Raw genomic sequence first — 24,673 nt, forward strand, 5'->3', positions numbered from 1 at the left:
GGTAGCCGGGTGTCGTTCGCCACCTACTTCAACGCCTTCCCGGCCTCGTACTGGCGGCGGTGGACCAGCGCGGACAGCGTGCGGCTCTCGGTCGGGATCGACGCCGCGGCGACGATCACGGTCTACAAGTCGAACGCGCGCGGGGTCGCCCAGCGGGTCAAGTTCCTCGAGGCCGATGCGGGCGACCACGTCTTCGACCTCCCGCTCGCACCGTTCGGCGACGGTGGCTGGTACTGGTTCGAGCTGCAGGCCGGCAAGAGCGTCACCCGGATGCGGTACGCCAGCTGGAGCGTCGACGAGCGCCACGCCCGGCGCGAGGGCAGGACCTCGATCGGTATCACCACGTTCAACCGGCCCGACTACTGCGCGGCCCAGCTCGCGTCGTTCGCCGACGACGAGCTCCTCTCGAGCGTCGTCGACAAGGTCTACGTCGTCGACCAGGGCACGCAGCTCGTCAGCGAGAAGGACGACTACGTCCGCGCCAAGGAGGCACTGGGTGACCGTCTGGTCCTGGTGCGCCAGGGCAACCTCGGCGGCTCCGGCGGCTTCTCCCGCAGCATGCTGGAGACGGTCCGGGCGGGTACCAGCGACTACCTCCTTCTTCTCGACGACGACGTGGTGTCGGAGCCCGAGGGCATCGTCCGCGCGGCGACGTTCGCCGACTTCTGCCGCAAGCCCACCATCGTGGGCGGCCACATGTTCTCGATGTACGACAAGTCACTCCTCCACGCCTTCGGGGAGCGGGTGCAGCCCTACACCTTCCTGTGGGGAGCAGCGCCGCACACGGGGTCGCACGACTTCGGGTCCCACCCCCTGCGGACGACGCCCTGGCTGCACCGACGGGTCGACGTCGACTACAACGGGTGGTGGATGTGCCTCATCCCCGTCGAGGTCATCAAGGAGGTGGGGCTGTCCCTGCCCGTCTTCATCAAGTGGGACGACTCCGAGTACGCCCTCCGCGCCCGGAAGGCGGGCTTCCCGACCGTCTCGCTCCCGGGCTCCGCCGTCTGGCACGTGCCGTGGACGGACAAGGACGACGGCATCGACTGGCAGGCCTACTACCACCAGCGCAACCGCTGGCTCGCCGCCCTGCTGCACTCGCCGTACCCGCGTGGGGGAGCCCTGCTGCGGCAGAGCTTCAACGTCGACGTGAAGCACCTGCTCTCGCTGCAGTACTCCGCTGTCGAGCTGCGGCTAATGGCACTGGAGGACCTGCTCTCGGGTCCCGACCACCTCCACGAGTCGCTCGGCACCCAGCTGGGGAAGATCCGCTCGATGCGGGCCGAGCACCCGGACGCTCTCGTCAAGCGCACCTCCGACGCCTTCCCGGACCCCGTCCCGGTGCGGCTGCCGCGCAAGGGGCGGGAGCCCGAGCCGCCGCGCGGACGTCTCGGGTTCGTCGCCTCGGCGGCGGCCGGCGTCCTGCGGCAGCTCCGGCCCGTCGACGCCAGGACGAAGGAGGTCCCGGAGGCGCTGGTGGAGGCCACGGCGGCGAAGTGGTGGCGTCTGGGTCACGTCGACTCCGCCGTCGTGACCTCGGCCGACGGCACGGGCGCCTCCATGTACGTGCGCGACCCCGAGCTGTTCCGCAGCTACCTCGCGCGCAGCGTCCGGCTGCACCAGGAGCTCGCCACGCGCTGGCCGCAGCTCCTGAAGCGCTACCGCCGCGCGATGCCCGACTTCGTCTCGACCGAGCAGTGGGCGAGGACCTTCGAGGCCAACACCGTCGACGACGATGACTGATCGCGCCCCGGCGGCTCTCGCGGCCGGGATGCGTCGGCCGGGCCAGGGGCGGGGCATGGTCGACGTCCTGAACCACGGCTACCTGCTCAAGCTCCTGGTGCGCAAGGAGCTCCGCGTCCGCTACCAGGCCTCGTTCCTCGGTCTCGCGTGGTCCTACGTGAAGCCGGGCGTCCAGTTCGTCGTCTTCTACTTCGTGATGGGCAACTTCCTGGAGCTCGCCAGGACGATCCCGCCCTTCGCCGTCTACCTCTTCAGCGGCATCGTCGTCATCAACCTGTACTCCGAGATCCTCGGGAACGCGACCCGGGCCGTCATCCAGAACGGCGCGCTGGTCAACAAGATCTACCTCCCGAGACAGCTCTTCCCGGCCTCGTCGGTGCTCGTCGCGCTCGTCCACTTCGTCCCGCAGCTCATCGTCCTGATGGTCGGGGCCGGTGTCGTGGGGTGGCGACCGGGACCGTGGGAGGTGGCGGCGGCGCTCCTCGGGTCGGCCATCGTGCTGACGCTGGCACTGGGCCTCGGACTGATCTTCGGCGCGATCAACGTCGCCTACCGGGACGTCGAGAACATCGTCGACCTCATCCTGATGGTCGCGGTCTGGTTCTCACCCGTCCTCTACCCGCTCGACCGCGTCCGGGTGGTGTTCGGGGCGGACAGCCTGATCATGACGATCTACGAGGCCAACCCCCTGACGATCGCGGTCGAGCTCTTCCACCGGGCCTTCTGGTGGCCGGTGACGACGCCCGAGCTGCAGACCTCGGCCCTCGTCGACGACGTGATGGTGCGTGGCGTCCTGGCCCTCGGGTTCAGCGTCGTCCTCCTCGTGATCGGCGACCTCGTCTTCAAGCGGCTCTCCCGCAACTTCGCACAGGAGCTCTGACATGCAGGACGTCATCGCCGTCGACGGCGTGAGCAAGCACTTCAGCCTCAAGCACGTCCACTCCCTGAAGGAGATGGCGTCGCGCGCCGTGCGGCGGAAGACCGCCCCGCGGGACACCTTCACCGCGCTGTCCGACGTCGACCTCCGCGTGACCGAGGGCGAGACGGTCGGCCTCCTCGGCTTCAACGGTTCGGGCAAGTCCACGCTCCTGAAGTGCATCTCGGGGGTGCTGACGCCCGACGAGGGTGTCATCGGGGTGCGCGGCCGCGTCGCCGGCCTGATCGAGGTCGGGGCAGGCTTCCACCCGGACCTCACCGGTCGGGAGAACGTCTACCTCAACGGCGCGATCCTCGGGATGAGCGAGGCGCGCATCTCGGCGGCCTTCGACGAGATCGTCGCGTTCTCGGAGATCGAGCAGTTCATCGACACCGAGGTGAAGTTCTACTCCTCGGGGATGTTCCTGCGCCTCGCGTTCTCCGTGGCCGTCCACACGGATCCCGACGTCTTCCTCGTCGACGAGATCCTCGCCGTCGGCGACGAGCCGTTCCAGAAGAAGTGCCTCACGCGGATCAAGCAGCTCCGGAGCGAGGGACGCACGCTGGTCATCGTGAGCCACGACCTCGACATGGTCGCGAAGCTCTGCACGCGCGGTGTGCTCCTCGAGGGTGGCCACCTCGTGATGGACGGCGACCCGGCGGACGTCGTCGCTCGGATGCGGTCCTAGCAGTCGGTGTCCGGGGCGGGTGCTCCGGTCGCCTGGTGCCTCGAGCAGAGCGCCGCCCCACCCTGCCGGGTGGGGCGGCGCTCTCGTCTCAGGCGGTGGCGCGGGTCCGGCCGCGGTGGGCGAACCACGCGGTCGCGAGCAGCCCGAGCACCGCCACGGCCGAGGTGGGCCAGGCGATCGACCACGTCACGGGCGTGTAGGACAGCTCGATCTCACCCGATGCGCCGGCCGGGACCTCGACCTGGACGAGCACGCCGTCGACGTCCGTCACGGCGAGCCGTTCACCGTCGAGGGTGGCGGTGTAGCCCGGCCACCACATCCGTGCGAAGGCGACGGCGCCCGCCTCGCTCGTGGGGTTGTCCACGGTGACGCGCTCGACGCGGTCCGTGACGAGACGGTCGCCGGTGATCTCCACACCCGGTGTCGCGAGGGAGACCGTGGACCGCGGGTCGTCGAAGTCCCGCTCCGTCGTGAAGAGCGTGGTCTCGCCGCGCGTGCTGACCTCGGAGAAGCTGCAGGCCTCGAGTGCGGCGTGCCGGCCGCCGTCGGGATCGGCGTCGGTGAGGACTCCCGTGGTGCGGTACGCGTCGAGCCAGCACGACTCGTCGAAGGGTGCGGGCGCAGGCTCCCCGACGATGTCGATCACATCGGGGTAGAGCCGACCGTGGGTGCTCTGGTGCATGAACGAGGAGAACGAGAGCTGACCGACGGGGTCGTAGCCGTTCACCACCTGGACACCGGCCAGCAGGTAGCGCGAGGAGTCGTATCCCGGCGCCCACTCGTTCGGGTGCAGCGCCGAAACGGCGTCGAGGAGGAACCCGCCCTCGGTCTCGGCCGCCAGCTCGGCGCCCACCGCGGGGTCGGGCACGCGATCGTCCGTCGCGAAGAAGGCACCGCGCGCGGGAATCTGGAACCAGAGCAGCACGAGACCGAAGGTCACCAGCGCGGCGTGCAGCGTCCGGCGCCGAGCGGGGTTGGCGTACAGCCAGAAGATCACGATCGTCCCGACCGCGAAGGTCAGGGGCAGCCGGAACGAGTGCAGGACGTCGAGCTCCGGCTCCTCCACCCGCCAGGAGCTCCACAGCGCCACCACCGTGGCGCCGACCGCGAGGACGGCGAAGCGGCCGCGGCTCCACGTCCGCTCGGTCCGCGCGAGGTAGTACACGGTCAGCGCCGCGACCAGCACGAGCGCGTAGGGGAGGTAGCGGAAAGACCACCGGGTGGGGCCGAGCTGAGCCGGCAGCTGGGTCATCAGGTACAGGACGCCGGCGTTCACGGCCATGAGCTGCAGCAGGCGGTCGGTGCGCCACAGGGTCGCGTCGTGCCGCGTGAACAGCAGGGCGACCACCACGAGGAGCGAGGAGAAGCCGATGGGGATGGCGAGCCACTCGTATCCCCAGAACGTCTGCATGAAGTCGCCGCCGACCGGGTTGGCGAGGCCGAGGAGCTGCGAGAGCGAGGGGGTGAGGAAGTTGTCGATGTTGTGCGTCTGGTCCGCCCGGAGCAGGTAGTCGCCCAGGTAGAAGTACTCGGACACCAGCGGCAGCGCCGCGAGAGCCCCGAGAGCCACCGTGACGGCGAGCCACACGCTCGTCCGGGCACGCGCCCAGAACGTTCCCGAGGCGCCGAGCCAGGAGGCGACGGCGGCGAGCACCGCCGTCAGCGCGAACGCGAGGTACGACGGGGGCCATCCCGTCGCGAACAGGGCCCAGGTGGTCGCCCCGAGAAGGAGGAGGCGCCCCGGGCGTGGCGCGTGCCACGCCCACAGGAGCGCCGCCGTCGCCCAGACCCACCCGATGATCCCCAGCCCGTTGTTCCACCACGCGGGGACGAACAGCGCGATGAACATCGGCGAGCTCGTGACCACGACGGCGACGAGCAGCGATCCCCGGCGGTTCAGCCGGACACCCGCGCGCGCGAGCAGGTACGACCCCGTGAACATGCCCAGGAGCAGCACGAAGGCCCAGATCAGACCGACCCGGTGGGGGTTGTCCGTGACCCAGGCGAGGTTCAGGAGCAGGTTCTGGGGGTGGAAGGGCCCGCGTCCGAAGTCGACCAGCAGGTTGCCCCCGCTGATCGCGCGGGCCGTCAGGACGGGCAGCTGGCCCTCGGCGAGCATGCGCGCGGTCTCCGCCGAGTTCGGGAGGAACTCGTTCAGGGCGTCGTCCGTGTGGAAGTAGTCCGGGTTGACGAGGCGGTAGGCGAGCACCACGACCGCCGCGAACACGGCGCCGGCGCCGATCGCGATCGACGACTCCTGCAGCCACCCCCACCGGCCGGCCCGAGGTCCGGCGGCCGGTGCGACGCCGTCGCCCGGCTCGGGGGGATCGACGGTCTCGGCGGGCGCGGTCACCGGCGCGTGCGCCAGCGTCGCGTCCAGGGCCTGCTCCGTGGCGGAACCGGTCGACGGCGGAGCGCCCTCCGGCGTCGGCGAGGGGGTGGTGGACGGGGTCACGACGGCGGCGGGCCTCTCTCGGAAGACGACGAACCGGTAGAGCAGGAAGTTCCACACGAGGGTCACCCCGGTGGCCGCCACCTTGCCGGCCATCAGGGCGAGCTGCCCCTCGATGCCCCAGCCCTCGGCGACCCCGCTGACCAGGAGGATGATCGGGGGCTGGATGACCCACAGCCCGACCAGGGTGATCGCGAGGAACTCGGTGATCTGACGCCACGCGGGCTTCGAGCCCTGGTAGCGGAAGGTGAACCGGCGGTTGACCAGGAAGGAGAAGATCAGGCCGGCGGTGGTGGACGCGAGGTTCGCCGGGATCAGCCCGACGCCCTGCATCGTGAGCACCCACAGCAGACCCATGTCGATGGCCGTGTTCGCCACCCCCACGGTCAGGAAGCGGATCCCCTCGCCGCGGGCCTTGCGTGGAGCGGTCATGCACCCTCATTCATGTCGGGGCGGCACGCCGCTCTCGCCAGGACAACCGTTCTACAGTAGGGCATGGCCCAACCCCGGGGGCGGGGGTGAGGTCACCGTCGTGGGCGTCACCCGGCGCCGGTCCCCGAACCGATCGGAACCCGTATGCGCCAGGCCCTGCGTGCACTCGTCGTCGCCCTGATCGCGGTGCTGCTGATCGCCCCGCTCCCCGCCTCCGCGGCGCCGGGGCCGTGGATCACCGAGACGTCGGGGTGGCGCTACCGCACCGTCGACACCGGCACGGAGTACTCGAGCCCGCTGGGCACCTACACGGTGCGCGCCCCCTACTTCGACACCAAGCACCGGGCGCTGGGTGGCGGACGTGGGCTCGGCTACCCGGTGGGGGAGGAGGTGCGCACGGCACCGTCTGCCTTCTACCAGCAGTTCGAGCGCGGCGTGATCTACGTGACCGGCACGACGGTGGCGGTCGTCAAGACGAACGGTGACCCGATAGGCCGGGTGCACACCCAGATGGGCGGGTCCTCGGGCGTGCTGGGGGCGCCGCTGGGCGACGTCGCCTCCGACAACGGCTCCTTCTTCTACCAGCGGTTCGCCGGGGGCGTCGTCTACGCGAGCCCCCGTGGCGCCCACGCCGTTCCCGCCAGCGGTCGCGCGGGCACCGACGTGCTCGCCTACCACCGGGCCCAGGGGGCGGGACGGGCGGTCTCGGCTATCCCGTCGGGCCCATGGTCCGCGAGGCGGCGGGGCACGCCTACCAGCGTTTCGAGCGCGGGATCGTCTACGAGCGCACGGTCGGGGGCACGGCGTCGAGCGCTCAGGTCCGCGGGGGTTTCGTCGCCGCGCACGCGAGCGCGGGCGGTGGGAGCGGCTCGGTCGGGTACCCGATCGGTGAGGAGCTCGTCGCCTGGTCGTCCCCGCGCGAGTGGATCCAGCACTTCGAGCGCGCCTCGATCTACGTCAACGGCTACGGCGCGACCGTCTGCGCGGTCGGGGGCTCGTGTGGCTGAGCGTCGACGGGGGCTGGTCCTCACCGCGCTCTGCGCGACCGGCCTGCTCGTGTCCGCCTGCACGTCACCGGCCCCGGCCGATCCGTCCGAGCCGACCGTGACCGACGCGTCGCCGTCGCTGAGCACCACCGCCCCGACCGACGGCGCCGGCGGGACCGGCGGCACCGACGGTCCGACCTCCGAACCGACCGCGCCGGAGGGCTCGTCCTCCCCGACGGCGACCCCGGACCCGTCGGCCACGGGGTCCGACGACCCCGCGCCGGACCCGACCGACGAGCCGACCCCGCCGTCGCCCTCACCCACGGATCCTCCAGCGCCGTCGACCGCCCAGGTCACGGTCGTCGTCGCGTGGTCGGGCCTGACGGACGCCGGTGACCCCGGTGCGAGCGGGTACGCGCAGATCCTGGAGGAGGGTGGCCGGTGCGTCCTCGACCTCACCGCCGCGGACGGCACCACGTCCAGCTCGTCCTCGGCGTCGTCGCCCGACGCCTCCACGACGTCGTGCGGCGAGGTCGCCGTGCCGGCCGGTGAGGCCGGGCCGGGTCCGTGGCAGGCGCTGCTGCACTACGAGTCGGCGACGTCCGACGGTACGAGCCCGACGTTCGAGGTCAGGGCCTCGTGACCGCGGTCGCGGCATCGTCGGCGGCCAGGGTCCGACGGCGTGCGAGTGGTGCGTGGATGATCGTCGCGATCATCGGGATCGTGTCCGCGCTCGCGGCCCCGCCCGCACGGGCCGACCTCAGCGGGTTCGACCCGGGCTACATCATCAGCGACGAGGTCTTCTACAACCCGGGAACGATGACCGCGGCGGACATCCAGCGGTTCCTCGACGCCCGCGGAGCGTCGTGCCGTCCGAACGCCGACGGGACCGCCTGCCTGCGCAGCTACCGGCAGACCACGAACGACCGCACGGCCGACCAGTACTGCCCGGGCGGGTACCGCGGGGCGAGCGACGAGTCCGCCGCCACGATCATCGCGAAGGTCGCGGCCTCGTGCCGCATCAACCCCCAGGTGCTGCTGGTGACCCTCCAGAAGGAGCAGACCCTCGTCACGCGCACGACGGCGGGGTCGGCCCGGACCTACGACATCGCCCTGGGCTTCGGGTGCCCGGACGGGGCACCGTGCCAGACCCAGTACTTCGGGTTCGCGAACCAGACCTACAACGCGGCCCGGCAGTTCCAGCGCTACCGGGCGCACCCGACGAACTACTCCTACCGCGCCGGCCGGGAGAACTTCATCGGCTACCACCCGAACGCGTCCCTCGGGTGCGGGGGATCGAGCGTCTTCATCCGCAACGACGCCACGGCCGGTCTGTACAACTACACGCCGTACCAGCCCAACGCGGCCGCCCTCCGCGCGGGCTACGGCACCGGTGACGCGTGCTCGGCCTACGGCAACCGCAACTTCTACCTCTTCTTCAACGACTGGTTCGGCGGGCCGCAGGCCGGAGGCCTCGCCGGCAGCCTGACCTCGGTGGTGCAGTCCGGGCCGAACCGTGTGCGCGTCCAGGGGTGGGCTCTCGACCGGGGCACCCCGAACCCGGTCGACGTCCGCGTCCTGGTCGACGGCGCCGCCACCGACGTCCGGGCCGACCGTCCCGGGGCTCCCGAGGGCCACGGCTCCAGCCGCAGCTACGCCGTGGCGCACGACGTCTCCGCGCCCCCGGGTCTGCGCCGGGTCTGTCTGGTCGCCATCGCCCCGGGTGGCGGAGCCAACGCGCCGCTCGGGTGCCGCGACGTGACCGTGCTGGCCCAGCCGGTGGGTGCGGTCGATCCGATCCGTGTGGAGCAGGGCGGGCGCGCGACCGTGTCCGGGTGGGCGCTCGACCCCGACTCGTCGGCACCCGTGACCGTCCGAGTCGTCGTGGACGACCGTGTCACCGAGACCGTGGCGGACCGTCCCGCGCCCGGCCGCACCGATCGGGTCGGCTTCTCGGCGAATGTGACCGCCCAGGCGGGGTCCCGTCGGGTGTGCGTCCTCGTGGGGGACGACGCCGGCGCGCCCGGCGTCCTGCTGTCCTGCCAGGACGTCACGTTCCGGTAGGCGTCCGCTCCCGTCCGTCGACGGCGGCGCGGCTGACGCGTCGCTCCGGGCCGCGCCCCTAGACTCCCAGGGTGGATCCGAAGCCTGCACCGCACGCGCTGTCCGTGGTCGTCCCCGTGTACCGGGGAGAGACGACCCTTCCCACGCTGTTGGCGGAGCTCGACCCCTACACGACCGTCTTCACGACGCCGCAGGGCAACGAGGCCGTCGTCACCGAGGTCTTCCTCGTCCACGACCACGGACCCGACGACTCCGCCAGGGTCATCCACGAGCTGTCCGAGCAGTACTCCTACGTTCGTCCGGTCTGGCTCTCCCGCAACTTCGGGCAGCACCCGGCCACCCTCGCCGGCATGGCCTCCTCGGGTGGCGACTGGATCGTGACCCTGGACGAGGACGGGCAGTACGACCCGGCCGACATGGCCGGGTTCCTCGACGTCGCCCTGGCGCAGCGAGCCACCGTCGTCTACGCGGCGCCCACGAACGAGGCGCCGCACGGCGCGCTGCGCAACATCGCGTCGCGCGGGTCGAAGCGCGTCCTCGATCTGCTCGTCGGATCTCGCGAGGCCCGCCAGTACCACAGCTTCCGGCTCGTCCTCGGGGAGATCGGCCGCTCGGTCGCCGCATACGCGGGCTCCGGGGTCTACCTCGACGTCGCGCTCGGGTGGGTCGCGGGCGAGGTCGCGACGGCGCCGGCCACGCTGCGCACCGAGGACCGTGCCTCGGGGTACTCGCTCAAGCGTCTCGTGGCGCACTTCTGGCGGATGGTCCTGACGAGCGGCACGCGCGGGCTGCGATTCGTCACGGGTACCGGTGTGGCGCTGGCCCTGCTGGGGGTGCTCGTGGCGCTCGGCTTCGCGGTCCGGCAGATCGTCACGGGCGAGCTGCCCGAGGGCTGGACGTCGCTGATGGTCGTGCTCCTGGTCGTCTCCGGTCTGCTCCTGTTCTTCCTCGGGATCGTCGCCGAGTACGTCGGTGTCGCGGTCAACATGGCGATGGGCAAACCGCTGTACCTCATCACGAGCGACCCCGGTGTGGGACCGCTGAGCCGTGCCGCGCGACGCCGTGACTCGTAGCTCCCTCGTCGTCGGCTCCCGCGGACTGCTCGGCCGGTCGCTCGTCGCCGAGCTGCGCGGGCGCGGTGACGACGTCGCCACGGTTTCCGTCCCCTGGTCGGACGAGGAAGCGGCGGGGGAGGAGCTGGCGCGGGCGCTTGAGCGACTGGTCGCGACCGCCTCCGACGACGTCGCCGTGTGGTGGTGCGCGGGGGCGGGCGTGACCGCCACGCCCCAGCACGTCCTGGACGCCGAGCTGCGCACGCTCGAGCGATTCGTCGACGACGTCCGCCGCATCGTGGGCGGGGCCTCGGCACGACGGCGGACGCTGTTCTACAGCTCGTCGGCCGGTGGTGTCTTCGCCGGGTCGCAGGAGCCGCCGTTCACCGAGCTCACGACCCCCGCGCCCCTGGCGCCGTACGGTCACGCGAAGCTGCGGGCGGAGGCGATGGTGTCGTCGCTGGCCGACGCCGGAATCGGGGTGGCGATCGGTCGGCTGGCGAACATCTACGGTCCCGGCCAGGACCTCGCGAAACCGCAGGGCCTGATCTCGCAGCTGTGCCTGGCGCACCACACCGCTCGGCCGATCAACGTGTACGTGTCGCTCGACACGTTGCGCGACTACATCTTCGTCGACGACGCCGCGAGGCTGTGCGCCGACCTGGGGGACGCTGCGTCGCCCCGGTCGGGGACCTCTGCGATGCCGCCGGTCGCTGCGGACGAGGCATCGAAGGGTGACGCGGACGCGGGTGGCGCGGTCGTGGGTGCTGCGGTTGTGAAAATCATCGCGTCGGGCCGTGCCGCATCGATCGGCGCGCTCATCGCCGACATGAGGCGGCTGTTCAAGCGGCGCGTGCCGGTGGTGCTGGCGGCGTCCCCGTACGCCCGGCAGCAGGCGCGCGACCTGAGGCTGCGCTCGGTCGTGCTGCCGGAGATCGACCAGCAGCCCCTCGTCACCCTCATCAACGGGATCGACCGCGTGAACGAGGACATCGGTGCGCAGTTCCGCGCCGGCGTCCTCGACCGCTGACGGAGGCCGCTCGAGCGGGGGCGGTTGTCGGTGGTGCCCGACTGGCGAGGCGAGCACCACCGACGAGTCGATCAGGAGATACGCACGCGTCCGTTGTTGAAGATCTCGACGAATCCGCGCTCGAAACTCTGGTTCCAGGACCCGTCCCCGCTGTAGTAGAACTGGTTGCCCGTCGGGTAGCCGAGCCGGCCGGTGCCCCCGCCGTACTGGGCGTGAAGGCGAAGGAATCCTCCCCTGACGGTCTTGCAATTCTCGCGGCTCTGCGTGTAAGGCGTGCAGTAGACGACTCCGCGCTCGAAGGTCTGATACCCGAAGCCGGGCGCGTCCTGACGGCGGGGAGCGGTGGGATAGCCGAGCCCGCTGCCGCCGCCCTGGTACTTGTGCTCGGTGGCGAGCTGGCCGGCGACGGCGTGCACACCGTTGCGGCTGGCGAACACGTAACCGTTCGAGAACTCGCGATACCACCAGCCCGGCGCCTCCTGGACCTCGGGAGCAGCGGGATAACCGACCGCACTCGAACCGCCGCCGATGCGGTTGAAGTGCTGCGTGATGCCGCTGCCGTTCAGGAGCGTGTGGGTTCCCTCGAAGCTGCCGTAGATCGTCCCGCGCTCGAACGTCTGCCAGTAGCCACCTGCCGAGATCGGCCCCCACGTCTGCTGACGCACGCCGGACGTGGGGTAGCCGAGTCGACCGCCTCCACCCCCGTACGCGGCGTGCTCGTCGTCGAACTCGTGGAAGTTGTCGGGCACGAGGTGCTGGCCGTAGGGCGAGGTGTACCAGACACCCTCCCAGCGGGTCTTCTCCCAGCCCCACCCGGGGGCATCCCAGGTCCACCACCCCGACGGGGCGGCGGTGGCGGCGGGGGCGGCGACGGCGCCGACCCCCAGGGCGATGGCGACGGCGGCGAGTGCCGTCACCAGGCGGCGCCGGACGTTCCGGGCCACGGTGGTGGTGTTCACGTACTTCTCCTCGGTCAGGGCGATTGAGCGATCGAAGGCTCCCACGAGCCACCGACATCCGCGCGGCGAACCGCGTCGTCGTGAGCGACGTCTCATGCCGAGGCGTCGCCCACGACGAGTCGGCCGTTCAGGGCCAGATCATCACGCTGACACCGGTGGGCGAGATCTCGACGAGGCGGTGCTCGAACGCCTGCCACCACGAGTTCGTCCAGGGGTCGTAGTACTCGTCGCCCATCGGGTAGCCCAGAAGCCCTCGTCCGCCGCCGTTGCGCTGGTGGACGTCCACGAACCCGCCGCGCACGGTGGAGCAGCGGTCGCCGTCGGCGGAGCTGACGCAGTAGACGTTCCCACGCTCGAAGGTCTGGTAGGAGTATCCGGCCGCGTCCCACCGGCGCGGTGCCGTCGGGTATCCCAGGGCCCCGCCGCCGCCTCCCTGCAGGAGGTGCTCGACGCCGAGTGCGCCGGTGACCCCGTGGGTGCCGTACCTGCTCGCATAGACGGTCGAGAACGTGAACTTCTGGTACCACCACCCGGGAGCTTGGCGGACCTCGTGCGAGGTCGGGTACCCGTACGCCCCGCCGCCGCCGCCGTTACGGTTGTAGTGCTGGGTGATGCTGCTCGACGCGGGCATGCCGACGCCCCCGAACTGGCTGGAGTAGATGGTCCCGCGCTCGAAGGTCTGGTACGCGTTGTCGTAACCGTCCGAAGCCGTCTGCGCACGCACCGGTCCGGTCGGGTAGCCGAGTGAACCGCGTCCGCCGCCGAAGAGGCCGTGGACGCCGCGGAAGTAGGCGGCGTCGGGGACCAGGTGCGTACCCCGCGGGCTGGAGTACCAGACGCCCTCGTCCGGGACGACCTCCCACCCGTAGTAGGGGGCGTCGAGGGTCCACGCGCCACTGGGCTCGGCGTGGGCGGTCACGGCCCCCGTGGCTGCGATCGCCAGGGCGGACGCTGCCACGGCGAGGGAGCGGAGGGCGGTTCTGAAGGTCACGTGCATTCCATTCTCGAAATCGGGTGGTGACTGGAGAATGGCATGGTGACGCGGCTGCCGCGCGTTGAGTGGATCACGACGCGGTCACGATCGGGTGACGTTTCGGAACGGCCTGGAGCGCCGCCCGGAACTCAGTAGCGCGAGGTGATCCCGAGGTGCTCCTCGAGCGTCAGTCCGCGGGTGTGGAGCGAGGTCGCGAGGTCGACGCCGAGGTGGCGCAGGTGCCACGGCTCGTACATGTATCCGGTGATGTGCTCCTTGCCCTCGGGGTAGCGGACCACGAATCCGAAGCGGTGTGCGTTGTCGCGGACCCAGCGGCCCTCGGGCGTGCTGCCGAAGCTGCCGCTCGTGGAGTTCACGTCCATCGCCAGGCCGGTCTGGTGCTCCGAGTGCCCGGGGCGCGCGGAGAACCGGTCGGCGGCCGCCTGACCGTGCTGTCGCACGTACCGGTCGTACAGACCCGCCTGGTAGCTGAAGGACCGGTAGCCCGAGACGATGCGCAGCGTCAGGCCGGAGCGGGCGGCCTCGGCTCGCATCGTCTCGAAGGCGCCCCACGCCACGCCGCTGGGGCCGGGGTCGTAGTCCTGCGGCAGGGCGTAGGACTTGTTGGCGATCAGCACGTCCTGGATCTTCGTCAGCGACGTGACGCCGAGCTGCGGACCCGCACCGTACGCCGTCCCCCGCTCGAAGTGCTGGTAGCGCTGACCGACGCCGTACGTGTCCGACGTGGGGTAGCCGAGCCCACCGGTGCCGCCGCCGCGCTCGCCGTGCAGACGTCGGATCGAGTCGTCGTCGACCACGAACGTGCCGTGGCGGCCGGAGTAGATCACGCCGCGCTCGAAGCGCTGGTAGCTGTACCCGGGACCGTCCGACGCGGCGGGACCCGCCGGGTAGCCGAGGACGCCGGTCCCGCCGCCCCACGAGCGGTACTTGGCATCGATCGCGCCGGAGACCGAGTAGGTCCCCGAGGGTCCCGCGTAGATGCCGCCGCGCTCGAAGTCCTGGTACCAGTGGCGCGCGCCCTGGCGGATCTGGGACGTCACCGGGTATCCGAGCACGCCCCCGCCACCGCCGGATCGCGCGTGCTCGGCGGCCACGTAGGGCGCGTGCACGGTGTACGTCCCTCGCGGTCCGGCGTGGACGACCCCGCGCTCGAAGCGCTGGTACCAGTACCGCGGGGACTCCGAGACCTGCGGTCCGACCGGGTAGCCGATCGCTCCCCGGCCCCCGCCGGTGCGCGCGTGCTCCGCACTCACGAACGGCGCGGGCACCAACCACGTCCCGTACGGGCTCGAGTAGGTCACCCCGGCCTGGCCCTCGTCCCACGACCATCCCGGCGCGTCGGTGGCGGCGGTGGCCGGGGTGGAGACGGCGACGACGCCGAGCGCTCCGGTCACGAGCACCGCCGCGATCCGGCGGCGGAAGGAGGACGGGGTCACGACGATCTCCAGACGCGGTGGGTGTCGGGGGCCGGCCTCGAACGGGCGACCGGCGGGTCACGATCGTATAACGGCGCGCCCGTCGCCTAGATTGGTGACCTCAGTCAGTCGAAGGGAAGACAGTGAAGGTACTCGTGACCGGCGGCGCCGGGTTCATCGGCTCGAACTTCGTCCGCCTCAGCGCGGTGGAGCGACCCGGGGCGGAGATCACCGTGCTCGACGCGCTCACCTATGCGGGTGACGAGCGGTCGTTGGACGGTCTCGACGGCGTGACCCTGGTCCAGGGGGACATCGCCGACGCCGACGTCGTGGACCCCCTGGTGGCCGCCAGCGACCTCGTCGTCCACTTCGCTGCCGAGTCGCACAACGACAACTCGCTCAACGACCCCTCGCCGTTCGTCCGGACGAACCTCGTCGGGACGTTCACGCTGCTCGAGGCGGCGCGCCGGCACGGCACCCGCTTCCACCACATCTCCACGGACGAGGTCTACGGCGACCTCGAGCTCGACGACCCGGCGAAGTTCACGCCGTCGACCCCCTACAACCCGTCGAGCCCGTACTCCTCCACCAAGGCGGGCAGCGACCTGCTGGTGCGGGCCTGGGTCCGCTCGTTCGGCCTGGAGGCCACCATCTCCAACTGCTCGAACAACTACGGGCCGTACCAGCACATCGAGAAGTTCATCCCGCGCCAGATCACGAACCTGGTCGACGGCGTCCGCCCGCGTCTCTACGGCGCGGGGGCGAACGTGCGCGACTGGATCCACGTCGACGACCACAACCGCGCCGTCTGGTCGATCATCGAGAAGGGGCAAATCGGCGAGACCTACCTGATCGGGGCCGACGGCGAGCGGTCCAACCTCGACGTCGTGCGTGCGATCCTGCAGGCCTTCGGCCGCGACGCGGACGACTTCGACCACGTGGCCGACCGCCCCGGTCACGACCTGCGGTACGCGATCGACGCCTCGCGGCTGCGCGAGGAGCTCGGGTGGCAGCCGCAGCACACGTCCTTCGAGGATGGCATCGCCGCGACGATCGCCTGGTACCGCGAGAACGAGGCGTGGTGGCGGGCCGCCAAGGCCGAGGTCGAGGCGAAGTACGCGGCCCAGGGCCAGTGACGGCCGCGGGGCGGTCGAATCGCGACCGCCCCGTCCGCCGTGGCTCTCAGTACCCGAAGACCTGCGTCGCCCACGCGATGTCGGTCCGGTGGTCGCCGCCGCCGATACGAGGTGAGGGGCGCACGATCCACCCGACCCCGATCTCGGTCGGCCCGGCGCGCAGGATGTTCGCCCGGTGTCCCGACGACCCCATCCAGGACCTGACGGCGGAAGCGGCGCCTCCCGCGGCGTCGTAGGACGCCCCCCGGCGGACGCTCGTGTAGAGCACGTTCTCCGACATCACACCGCCCGACGCGGCGAACTGCGGGTTGTGCCACAGGAGGTCCGTCGCCGCCATCTTCCCCGACCAGCGGGTCGCGAGGGCGGACTTGACCGGGTTCTCCCGGAGGCTCGCGAGTCCGTTCGCGGTGCGCTCCGCGTTCGTGAGCCGGACGATCTCGCTCGCCTCCCACGTGCGCGGCAGCCAGTACGAGCCGTTCGACGGCACGGCGTAGCACTCGGCCGGGCAGGTCTCGGGGATGCGCCCCTGGTTGGTCTCGACGAACGCGTACCCGCGCTCGAACGGCTGCAACCACTGGCCGGGCAGGAACTGGACCTCGTCGCCGATGGGGTAGCCGTGGGTTCCGCGGCCGCCCCCGGCGGCGCGGTGCATCGAGGTGATCGACGACGAGGAAAGCGTCGCCCACGTCCCGCTGGGCCCGGAGTACAGCACGCCCCGCTCGAACGCCTGGTAGCTGTGCGAGGCCGCCTCGCGGACCTCGGCGGTCCTCGGGTACCCGAGAGCTCCGGAACCGCCGCCGCGGGCTCGGTGCGCGCCGTCGACGCCGCCCCTGACCGCGAACGTTCCCGCGGGGGAGGAGTAGATCACTCCCCGCTCGAACGTCTGGTAGCCGTGCTGGGTCGTCTGCGAGTTCCGGGCCGCGACCGGGTACCCCAGCGATCCGGTCCCACCGCCGTGCGCCCGGTGGACGGAGTCGATGGGGCCGGCAACCGTGAAGGTGCCCCGCGGGCTCGAGTACTCGGTCCCGTTCGCCGTCGGGCTCCACCCCCAGCCGGGTGCGTCCCAGAACTGCGCACGTGCGCTCGCCGCCGGCACGAGGGCGACGGCGACGAGCGCGGTTCCGACGAGCGCCGCGAGTGAACGTCTCCAGGTTCTCCACGTCACGGTGGACCTCCCTGCTCGGGCGGGCGCAGGACTGGATCCCGCACCCCGAGAACAAAGATTACCGCAGAAGGGGGTTCGTTTTACCTCAGTGCTCGAGGAGGCCGAGGAGGTACTCGCCGTATCCCGACTTGATCAGCCCTGCGGCGCGGGCCCTCAGGTCGTCGTCGTCGAGGAAGCCCTGACGCCAGGCGACCTCCTCAGGGCAGCCGATCTTGAGTCCCTGCCGGGCCTCGACCGTGCGGATGAACGCCGTCGCGTCGGCCAGGGAGTCGAAGGTGCCGGTGTCGAGCCACGCGGTCCCGCGGGGGAGGACCTCGACCTGGAGGCGGTCCTGCTCGAGGTAGACCCGGTTGACGTCCGTGATCTCGTACTCGCCGCGCGGGGAGGGCTTCAGGTCACGCGCAATCTCGACGACGTCGTTGTCGTAGAAGTACAGGCCGGGGATCGCGTAGTTGCTCCGGGGTTCCGCCGGCTTCTCCTCGATCGAGACCGCGCGGTTGCGCTCGTCGAACTCCACGACGCCGTAGGCGGTCGGGTCCGCCACCCGGTAGGCGAAGACGGCTGCGCCGTCGATGTCCGAGAACCGCTCGAGCTGGGTACCCAGTCCGTGGCCGGCGAAGATGTTGTCCCCCAGCACGAGCGCGGCGGGCTCGGACCCGATGAAGTCGGCCCCGAGGACAAAGGCCTGGGCGAGCCCGTTGGGCTCCGCCTGCACGGTGTAGCTGATCGAGATCCCGAACTGCGAGCCGTCACCCAGCAGCCGCTGGAACTGGTCGGCGTCGTGCGGGGTGGTGATGATCAGCACGTCCTTGATCCCCGCCAGCAGGAGGGTCGAGAGCGGGTAGTAGATCATCGGCTTGTCGTACACCGGGACGAGCTGCTTGCTCACGCCCTGCGTGATCGGGTGGAGCCGGGTGCCGGAGCCGCCGGCGAGAATGATTCCGCGCATGGTCCGTCAGTGTTCCAGATCGCGGGCGGCCCGTGTCACCCCGCCAGCGCCACGACGCCGTCACCGGCCAGGGCCGCAGCCGTGCGCACGAGGCTCGCCGCGACCTCGCCCCCGGGTTCGCGGCCCCAGCGGCGAGCTGCGCGAACGTGACGCGGCTGCCGCCGACTTCGAGCGCCACCGCCCCCGCGTCGATACCGACCACGGGGCCGAGCGCGTCCGGCTGCACGGCGACGTCGCTCCCGCCGTCGAGTGCGCCGGCGGGTAGCTCGCCCGGCCAGCGCAGCGCGAAGGACGGGAGCGGGACGGCGACGACGACGTCGGCCCGGCTGGTCCAGGCCTCGGGGCGCGTGGTCGCGACGACGTCGACCGGTCCGGCGACAGCGCCGCCGTCGCCCTCGTCCCCGCCGACGACGAGCACACCCGCCCCCGACACCCAGGCCCCCAGCGCCCACACGAGCGTCCGCCAGTGCACGGGCAGGTCGAGCGCCACACGCGTGCCCGGCCCCGCGTCGACCTCCTCCACCAGGAGGTTCGCGATCTTCGAGGTCCAGTTGCCGAGCACGCGGCCGGACAGCTCGAGCGCCTCGCCGTCGGCGGAGGTCCAGGACAGGCGGGGGAGCGGACCGTCGGCCAGGAGGCGGCGGTGGAGGTCGCGGGGATTGATGCTCATACGTCGAACCTACGGCGATCCCGCGGCGACACGCCGTGCGTGTCGTGATGGATACCACCGACCGGCTTGACGGGGCGGGGATGACACGCGTGTAATTCAACGGTGGGTGCGCAGGGGCCGCGCCACGAACTCAATCTTAAGGAGACGCGGATGTGGAACATCCTGGGTGAGGGTCCGCTCTCCTCTCCGAACGCGTGGAACGCGATCAACTCGGAGCCCTACCAGGGCGAGGGCGCCCTCGAGTGGCAGGAGCGCGCCCTGTGCGCGCAGACCGACCCCGAGGCGTTCTTCCCCGAGAAGGGCGGCTCGACCCGCGAGGCCAAGAAGGTCTGCGTGTCGTGCGAGGTCCGCGGCGAGTGCCTCGAGTACGCCCTCGAGAACGACGAGCGGTTCGGCATCTGGGGTGGCCTGTCCGAGCGCGAGCGACGCAAGCTCAAGCGTCGCGCCGTCTGACCCCGGGTAGTCGTGACCTCAGCCGCTGCGCTGCGTGAGCCCCGTGCGGTGCTCGCGGTCCTGGTGACCCGTGGGGTCACCGCCTGGCTCCCCACGACCCTGCGGGCGCTCGCCGCGCAGGAGGTCCCGCCCGGCCGCGTGCTCGTCGCGGTGTGGGACCCGACGGCGATCGCCGCCGTCCGCGAGGCGCTGCAGGACGCGGGTCTCACCCACGCCGACGTCGTCGCCGCCGCCGGTGCCGCGACCTTCGGCGCCGCCGTCCGCACCGCCGTCCGCGACCACCCCCCGGTCACCGGGCAGTGGCTCTGGCTCCTGCACGACGACGGCGCCCCCGAGCCCGGCGCCCTCGCGGCCCAGCTGCGCGCCGTCGAGCAGGGGTCCTCGATCGTCGTCGCCGGCGCGAAGCAGGTCGAGTGGAACGCCCCCGACGAGCTGATCTCGGTCGGCGTCGGGCTCACGCGCTCCGGCCGCCGATTCACCGCGCTCGAGCAGGGCGAGATCGACCAGGGGCAGTACGACGACCGCCTCGACGTGCTCGCCGTCGGGACCGCCGGGATGCTCGTGCGCCGCGACCTCTGGGACGACCTGCGCGGACCCGACCCCGCCCTCGGTCCCTACGGCGACGGCGCCGACCTCGCCCGGCGCGCCCGGCTCGCCGGTCACCGAGCCGTCGTGGTGCCCGACGCCGTCGTGCGCCACGCGCGCGCGAGCTACGCCCACCTGCGCCACCGGGTCGACGACGCCGGTGGTGACCCCGCCGGGGACCGCCGCGCCCTCGTCCCCGAACCCGTGCGCACGTGGCCAGCGCGCCGCCGTGCGGTGCTCCACTCGCGCCTGGTCAACGCCTCGCCGCTCGGTCTCGTGCTGCTGTTCGTCGGCATGTTCGTGCTCGCCCCCGTGCGCGCCCTCGCGCGCGTCGCGACCAAGGAGTTCGCCCTCATCGGTGGCGAGCTGCGGGCACCGCTCGCGACGGCGGCGCACCTGCCCGCGATCCGGCGCGCGCGGGCGCAGGCACGTCGCACCGCCGTCGTGCCCCGACGCGTGCTCGCTCCGCTCCAGGTGGGCGTGGGCGCCCAGCTCGCGGCCTGGCGCGACACCCGGCTGCAGCGCGCCTCGCTGCGTCGCTCGCGCCGCGCGCGCAGCGAGCTCGAGAAGGCCGAGGTCGCCGCGCTGACCCGGCGCCGCCGGCTCGCGCTGCTCGGCCTGCTCGTCGTGACCGGGGGCGTCGCGGCCGCGACGGTGGGCGCGTGGGCGCCGGCCGGCGCGCTGCTGGGCGGATCGCTCGTCCCCACCGACGGCGGGGTGGCGGAGCTGTGGACGCGGGTGACGTCGCCCTGGCTCGCGGCAGGCGACGGTCACGCCGTCCCGCCCGCGCCGCTGCTCGCGGTCCTCGCCGCCCTCACGACGCTGCTCGGCGGCTGGTGGGGGACCCCCGTCTCGGCGAGCGTGACGGTCGTGATGGTCGGCGCGATCCCGTTCGCGGCGATCGGCGCCTGGTTCGCGGCCGGTGCCGCCACGCGCGGCCTCGCCGCGCGCAGCTGGGCCGCCGCCGTCTGGGCGTTCGCGCCGACGCTCCTGCTCTCGCTGGCCCAGGGCCGGCTCGGCGCCGTCGTGGCGCACCTCGCCCTGCCGTGGGTCGCGCTGGGCGTCGTCCGCGCGCTCGGGGTGCAGCGCCGCGACGTCGTGCTCGGCGGGATGGTCGGGGCGCGCCGCGTCCACGCGACCGATCCGAGCGAGGCCACCTCCGCCGGCGACGGCGTGACGTCCACCGCGCGCCCGACGGCGAGCGGTACGCGCTCCTCACGCGCCGGCGGGTCGATCGGGGCCGCCGCGGCCGCAGGGCTCGCCTTCGCCGTCGCGTGCGCCGGTGCCCCGCTGCTGCTGCCGGTGGGCGTGCTCGCCGTGCTCGTGCTCGTGCTGACGCTCCCGCGGGCCTCCCGCGGCGCCCAGGCCGGCCGCGGCCGGCTCGTGCTGGTCCTCCTGCCGGCGCTGGCCCTGCTCGGGCCGTGGCTGACGGCGCCGCTGCGCGCCGTCGGCGCCGACGCCCAGGACTCCTCGGTCGAGCAGATGCTCCGGCTGCTGCTGTCCGAGCCCGGTGCGACGCAGGGGGCCGGGGCCGTCGCCCCCTGGCAGCAGCTGCTGGGCTGGCCCGACACCCCCGACCTGCTCCCGCCCCAGCTCGACGTGCTCGGCGCCGTCGGCCCCTACCTGCTCACCGGGCCGGTCCTGGTCGGGGCCGCGCTCGCGCTCCTGCGCGGTGGCGGCCGCGCCCGCGCGATCCGCATCGCCTGGCTCCTGGTCGCGACCGGACTCGCCGCCGCCGTCGTGGTCGCGCTCGTCCCCGTGGGGATCGTGCTCGACCCGGCCACCGGCACCGAGACCGCCGTGACGGCGTGGTCCGGGCCCGCCGTGTCGGTCGTGCTGCTGGCGCTCCTGGCCGCCGCCGTCGTGGCCGCCGAGGGTCTGCAGGGGAGCCTGGGCGAGAACACCTTCGGATGGCGGCAGCCGCTCGTGGCGGTCCTCGCCGTCGTCGTCGCGGTCGCGCCGCTGCTGTCGGCCACCGTGTGGACGTGGACGGTCCGCCAGGACCCCGGCGTCCTCGCGGTCACCGGTCGCGGCGCCGACCCCGTCCCGGCGCTCGGTCGCCAGGTCCAGGCGTCGGCGGCGTCGGCCCGCGTGCTCTCGCTCGCCCCGACCACGACCGGGTACGACCTGCAGCTCTGGCGCGGCAACGGGCCCCAGCTGCTCGAGACGAGCATCTCCTCGCACGCGCTCACCGGATCGCTGCTGCGACCGGGCGTCACCGTGCCGGACGCCGCCGACGAGGCGCTCGCGGTCGCCGTCGCGCGCCTGTCGGTCGCGGCCGACGAGGCGGTGCCCGCGCTCGTGGAGCACGGTGTCGCCGTCGTCGTGGTCCCGCCGGAGGACGCCTCGTGGCGGGCCGGCGTCGACGCGACGGCGCGCGCGGCCCTCGTCTCGAGCCTCGACGGCACGGCCGGACTCGAGCGCGTGACCACGAACGCGTCCGGGACGATCTGGCGCGTGACGGCGGAGGCCGGCGTCTCCCGGGCGCGCGTGCTCGAGGCCGACGGCACGACACCGTCGGCGCAGGTCGCCGTCGCCGGGCGCGACCTGCCGGTGGGCGGACTGACGTCGGGCGTCCTGCGCGCCGGGGGCGAGGTCTCCGCGGCGGACGGCGATCGGCTCGTCGTGCTGGCCGAGCGCGCCCACCCGGGCTGGCGCGCCACGCTGGACGGGCGACGCCTCGAGACCGCCGAGCTCGACTGGCGCCAGGCGTTCACGCTGCCCGCCGGGAGCGAGGGCAGGATCGCGATCACGTACACCGACCCGGTGCGAGGCATCTGGATCGTCGCGCAGGTGCTCGTGCTCGGCCTGGCCGGGCTGCTGGCCCTGCCGACCCGACGACGCAACCCGGGGAGGACGCATGAGCCGCCACGACGACCGCACCGACGACCGGTACGACGGCGAACGGCGGGAGGATGCCGCGGTGGACGGCGACGGGCGGGAGGATGCCGCGGTGGACGGCGACGGGCGCGAGCAGGTCACGCCGTCGGACGACGGTGGCGCACCGTCGCTCGCGTCGCCCTACCGGTTGACGGCGCCCGAGCCGGTGCCCGAGCCGGAGGTCTCGACGGCGACGCCGGAGCTGGATGATGGCGAGGCGCGCGGGTCGGAGGACGAGCTCGAGGGCGGGGCGTCCGACGGCGCAGGGTCGCCCGACGAGGCGGCCGATCGTGAGGCGGCGCAGGACGACGGCGTGCCAGCGGCCCCCGTGTCGCGGCGGGTTCCGAGGGCGTGGCGACCGACTCCGATCACGACGCCCCCGCGCCCGCCGCGCCCGCCGGAAAGCGCGACAAGGCCGAGAAGCGCGACAAGGCCGGGAAGCGCCAGAAGGACCGCGGGGCCGGGAGTCGCGGCAGCACAGCCCGGGCCGGGACGGCCACGCCTGCTGGTGAGCGCGGGACGGCGGCCGGCCGCGGCCCGGAGAACCGGACGTCCGCGCCGTCGCGCGGCAGGACGACCTGGCGCCGGGTAGGGGCCACCCTGTCGGGCGCACTGGTGCTCGCGCTCGCGGGCGGCGTCGCCGTCGGCGGCGGGCTGCTGGAGCGGCCGCGGGCGGCGTCGTCGGACCCCCTCGTCGTCGCCGTCCCCCCGACGCAGGTGGCGCTCGCGTGCCCCGGGCCGGGCGAGGCGCCCGACGGCGGTGCCACCGACAGCGAGCTCGGCGGCGCGTCGGTCACGACCGCGGACGTCCGTGCCCTCGTGCTGCCGCGCGGTGACGAGGAGCCGCGGGCCGTCCTCGGACCCCTGGCCGAGGGCGGCGGCGAGACGCTGACCGGCACGGGCGACGCCGTCGTGGCGACTCTCGCGCAGCCCGAGGGCTCGAGCGTGCTGCGCGCGGAGCCGTCGGCGTCCGCAGCCGCCTTCGCGGCGGCCGCCGGCGCGTCCCGCGCGGACACCGGCGACCTCCGCGGACTCGCGGCCGCCTCGTGCCCGCCCGGTGCGACGTCGTCGTGGCTCGTCGGCGGAACCACCGAGCTCGGTGCCTCGGCCGTGCTGGCGCTGCGCAACGTCGGATCGACCCCCGCGACCGTGTCGCTGCGGGCCTGGGACGCGGTCGGCGAGGTCGCCGTCGGCGGGACGAGCATCCTCGTGCCGCCCGGTCAGGAGGTGCGTCAGGCGCTCGAGGCGAGCGTGCCCGACGCCGAACGCCTCGCCGTCCTCGTCACCGCGACCGGCGGACAGGTCAGCGCGACCGTGCAGACCTCGCAGCTGACGGGCCTGACGCCCGCCGGGACCGACGTCGTCGCACCGACCGCGATGCCCGCGCTGGAGCAGCTCGTCCCCGGGGTCGTGCTGACCACCACGACCGTCGACGAGAGCGACCCCTCCCTCGTCCGGATCCTCAACCCGGGCGACGAGCCGACGACCGTCCGGCTCGAGCTGCTCGGTTCCGACGGCACGACCGCCCTGACGGACGACGCCGGCCTCGTGGTGGAGGCGGGTGCCGTCGCCGACGTGTCGCTCGCCGGCGCCCCCGCGGGCACCTTCACGGTCCGGGCGGTGGCCGACGACCCGGTCGTGGCCGCGGCGATGCTGGTGCGTCGTGGTGAGCCCGCACCCGAGGACCCCGACGTGCCGGTGATGGACCGCGCGTGGCTGCCGGCCCTGCCGCCCGTGACCTCGGCCGCCCTGGCGCTGCCGGGGGTGGGTTCGCTCGTGGACCGCGGCGTCCTGGTGATCGGCAACGGCGAGGCGGACACGGCCGAGGTGATGGTGACGGCGCTGAACGGTGGCGGCGAGGTCCTCGGGACGCAGGAGGTGACCGTGCCCGGCTCCGGGAGCGCGGCGCTCGAGGTCACGTCGCTCGGATCGGGGGTGTCCGGGGTGGTGCTGGAGTCGGACGTCCCGGTGAGCTCCGCCGCCGTCCTGACGTTCGCGGACGTCCTCGGCGAGCTGATCGCCGTCGTCGGTGCGCAGGCCGACCCGCAGGTCGAGCGCTCGGCCGCGGTGACGATCTCCGGGTCCTGAGGCGCTCCGCCCCGGC

18 protein-coding genes and 2 pseudogenes are annotated in these 24,673 nt (G+C 72.8%); 13 read left to right on the forward strand and 7 right to left on the reverse strand.

What is annotated here, in order from left to right; all coding sequences use genetic code 11:
* Window positions 1–9: 9 nt before the first annotated feature.
* The 3 genes from QQK22_RS02985 to QQK22_RS02995 are packed head-to-tail and all read left to right on the forward strand — an operon-like array spanning window position 10 to window position 3,347.
* Window positions 10–1,743: a glycosyltransferase gene (locus QQK22_RS02985; protein WP_284249274.1), complete on the forward strand. Its 1,734-nt coding sequence runs from the start codon at window positions 10–12 to the stop codon at window positions 1,741–1,743.
* Complete coding sequence (locus QQK22_RS02990; RefSeq protein WP_284249275.1) at window positions 1,736–2,623, forward strand: ABC transporter permease; 888 nt, start codon at window positions 1,736–1,738, stop codon at window positions 2,621–2,623. The genes QQK22_RS02985 and QQK22_RS02990 overlap by 8 nt, the downstream gene beginning before the upstream one ends.
* A gap of 1 nt (window position 2,624) precedes the next feature.
* Window positions 2,625–3,347, forward strand: a complete 723-nt coding sequence (locus QQK22_RS02995; protein ID WP_284249276.1) for an ABC transporter ATP-binding protein — start codon at window positions 2,625–2,627, stop codon at window positions 3,345–3,347.
* An 88-nt stretch (window positions 3,348–3,435) separates the two neighbouring features.
* Here QQK22_RS02995 and QQK22_RS03000 read toward each other — a convergent pair whose 3' ends face one another.
* Window positions 3,436–6,231 carry a GtrA family protein gene (locus tag QQK22_RS03000; protein ID WP_284249278.1) on the reverse strand — a complete coding sequence of 932 codons (2,796 nt, stop codon included), beginning with the start codon at window positions 6,229–6,231 and terminating at the stop codon, window positions 3,436–3,438.
* 144 nt (window positions 6,232–6,375) lie between these two features.
* Between QQK22_RS03000 and QQK22_RS19135 the strand changes: the two are divergent.
* The 6 genes and pseudogenes from QQK22_RS19135 to QQK22_RS03025 form a co-directional block, all read left to right on the forward strand.
* Window positions 6,376–6,858 (forward strand): annotated as a pseudogene (locus QQK22_RS19135) (LGFP repeat-containing protein); the annotation flags it as partial.
* A 98-nt stretch (window positions 6,859–6,956) separates the two neighbouring features.
* Window positions 6,957–7,238, forward strand: a complete 282-nt coding sequence (locus tag QQK22_RS03005) for a hypothetical protein (RefSeq protein WP_284249279.1) — start codon at window positions 6,957–6,959, stop codon at window positions 7,236–7,238.
* Entirely contained in the window at window positions 7,231–7,860 is a 630-nt protein-coding gene (locus tag QQK22_RS03010; protein ID WP_284249280.1) for a hypothetical protein, read from the forward strand. The genes QQK22_RS03005 and QQK22_RS03010 overlap by 8 nt, the downstream gene beginning before the upstream one ends.
* A 56-nt stretch (window positions 7,861–7,916) precedes the next feature.
* Entirely contained in the window at window positions 7,917–9,281 is a 1,365-nt protein-coding gene (locus tag QQK22_RS03015) for a hypothetical protein (protein WP_284249281.1), read from the forward strand.
* A gap of 71 nt (window positions 9,282–9,352) precedes the next feature.
* A complete protein-coding gene (locus QQK22_RS03020) occupies window positions 9,353–10,354 on the forward strand; it encodes a glycosyltransferase (RefSeq protein ID WP_284249282.1) in 1,002 nt (333 codons plus the stop codon).
* Complete coding sequence (locus tag QQK22_RS03025) at window positions 10,344–11,363, forward strand: NAD-dependent epimerase/dehydratase family protein (protein WP_284249283.1); 1,020 nt, start codon at window positions 10,344–10,346, stop codon at window positions 11,361–11,363. The genes QQK22_RS03020 and QQK22_RS03025 overlap by 11 nt, the downstream gene beginning before the upstream one ends.
* A gap of 71 nt (window positions 11,364–11,434) precedes the next feature.
* On the opposite strand, the gene QQK22_RS03030 is transcribed toward QQK22_RS03025, so the two are convergent.
* The 3 genes from QQK22_RS03030 to QQK22_RS03040 form a co-directional block, all read right to left on the reverse strand.
* Window positions 11,435–12,322, reverse strand: coding sequence for an LGFP repeat-containing protein (locus QQK22_RS03030; RefSeq protein ID WP_284249285.1), 888 nt, complete (start codon window positions 12,320–12,322; stop codon window positions 11,435–11,437).
* A 127-nt stretch (window positions 12,323–12,449) separates the two neighbouring features.
* Entirely contained in the window at window positions 12,450–13,313 is an 864-nt protein-coding gene (locus tag QQK22_RS03035) for an LGFP repeat-containing protein (protein WP_284249287.1), read from the reverse strand.
* Window positions 13,314–13,444: 131 nt separating this feature from the next.
* Window positions 13,445–14,752, reverse strand: coding sequence for a D-alanyl-D-alanine carboxypeptidase family protein (locus tag QQK22_RS03040; RefSeq protein ID WP_284249289.1), 1,308 nt, complete (start codon window positions 14,750–14,752; stop codon window positions 13,445–13,447).
* 122 nt (window positions 14,753–14,874) lie between these two features.
* On the opposite strand from QQK22_RS03040, the gene rfbB reads away from it, so the two are divergent.
* Window positions 14,875–15,867 (forward strand): dTDP-glucose 4,6-dehydratase, encoded by a 993-nt coding sequence (gene rfbB, locus QQK22_RS03045; protein WP_284249291.1) that lies wholly within the window; start codon window positions 14,875–14,877, stop codon window positions 15,865–15,867.
* A 46-nt stretch (window positions 15,868–15,913) separates the two neighbouring features.
* Here the strand turns inward: rfbB and QQK22_RS03050 are convergent, their stop codons facing one another.
* The 3 genes and pseudogenes from QQK22_RS03050 to QQK22_RS19140 form a co-directional block, all read right to left on the reverse strand.
* Window positions 15,914–17,032 carry a CAP domain-containing protein gene (locus QQK22_RS03050; RefSeq protein ID WP_284249293.1) on the reverse strand — a complete coding sequence of 373 codons (1,119 nt, stop codon included), beginning with the start codon at window positions 17,030–17,032 and terminating at the stop codon, window positions 15,914–15,916.
* A gap of 85 nt (window positions 17,033–17,117) precedes the next feature.
* Window positions 17,118–17,981, reverse strand: coding sequence for a glucose-1-phosphate thymidylyltransferase RfbA (gene rfbA, locus QQK22_RS03055; protein WP_284249295.1), 864 nt, complete (start codon window positions 17,979–17,981; stop codon window positions 17,118–17,120).
* Window positions 17,982–18,072: 91 nt separating this feature from the next.
* Window positions 18,073–18,651: pseudogene (locus QQK22_RS19140) on the reverse strand (TIGR03089 family protein); the annotation flags it as partial.
* A gap of 150 nt (window positions 18,652–18,801) precedes the next feature.
* Here QQK22_RS19140 and QQK22_RS03060 point away from each other — a divergent pair.
* The 3 genes from QQK22_RS03060 (at window position 18,802) to QQK22_RS03070 (ending at window position 24,657) form a co-directional block, all read left to right on the forward strand.
* Entirely contained in the window at window positions 18,802–19,104 is a 303-nt protein-coding gene (locus QQK22_RS03060) for a WhiB family transcriptional regulator (protein WP_284249297.1), read from the forward strand.
* A gap of 12 nt (window positions 19,105–19,116) precedes the next feature.
* Window positions 19,117–22,779, forward strand: a complete 3,663-nt coding sequence (locus QQK22_RS03065; protein ID WP_284249299.1) for a glycosyltransferase — start codon at window positions 19,117–19,119, stop codon at window positions 22,777–22,779.
* 141 nt (window positions 22,780–22,920) lie between these two features.
* The gene (locus QQK22_RS03070) at window positions 22,921–24,657 is read left to right on the forward strand and encodes a DUF5719 family protein (RefSeq protein WP_284249300.1); all 1,737 of its coding nucleotides are present in this window, start codon (window positions 22,921–22,923) and stop codon (window positions 24,655–24,657) included.
* The last annotated feature ends 16 nt before the right edge of the window (window positions 24,658–24,673 follow it).

Source organism: Litorihabitans aurantiacus (assembly GCF_030161595.1).
GTDB classification, from domain to species: Bacteria; Actinomycetota; Actinomycetes; order Actinomycetales; family Beutenbergiaceae; genus Litorihabitans; species Litorihabitans aurantiacus.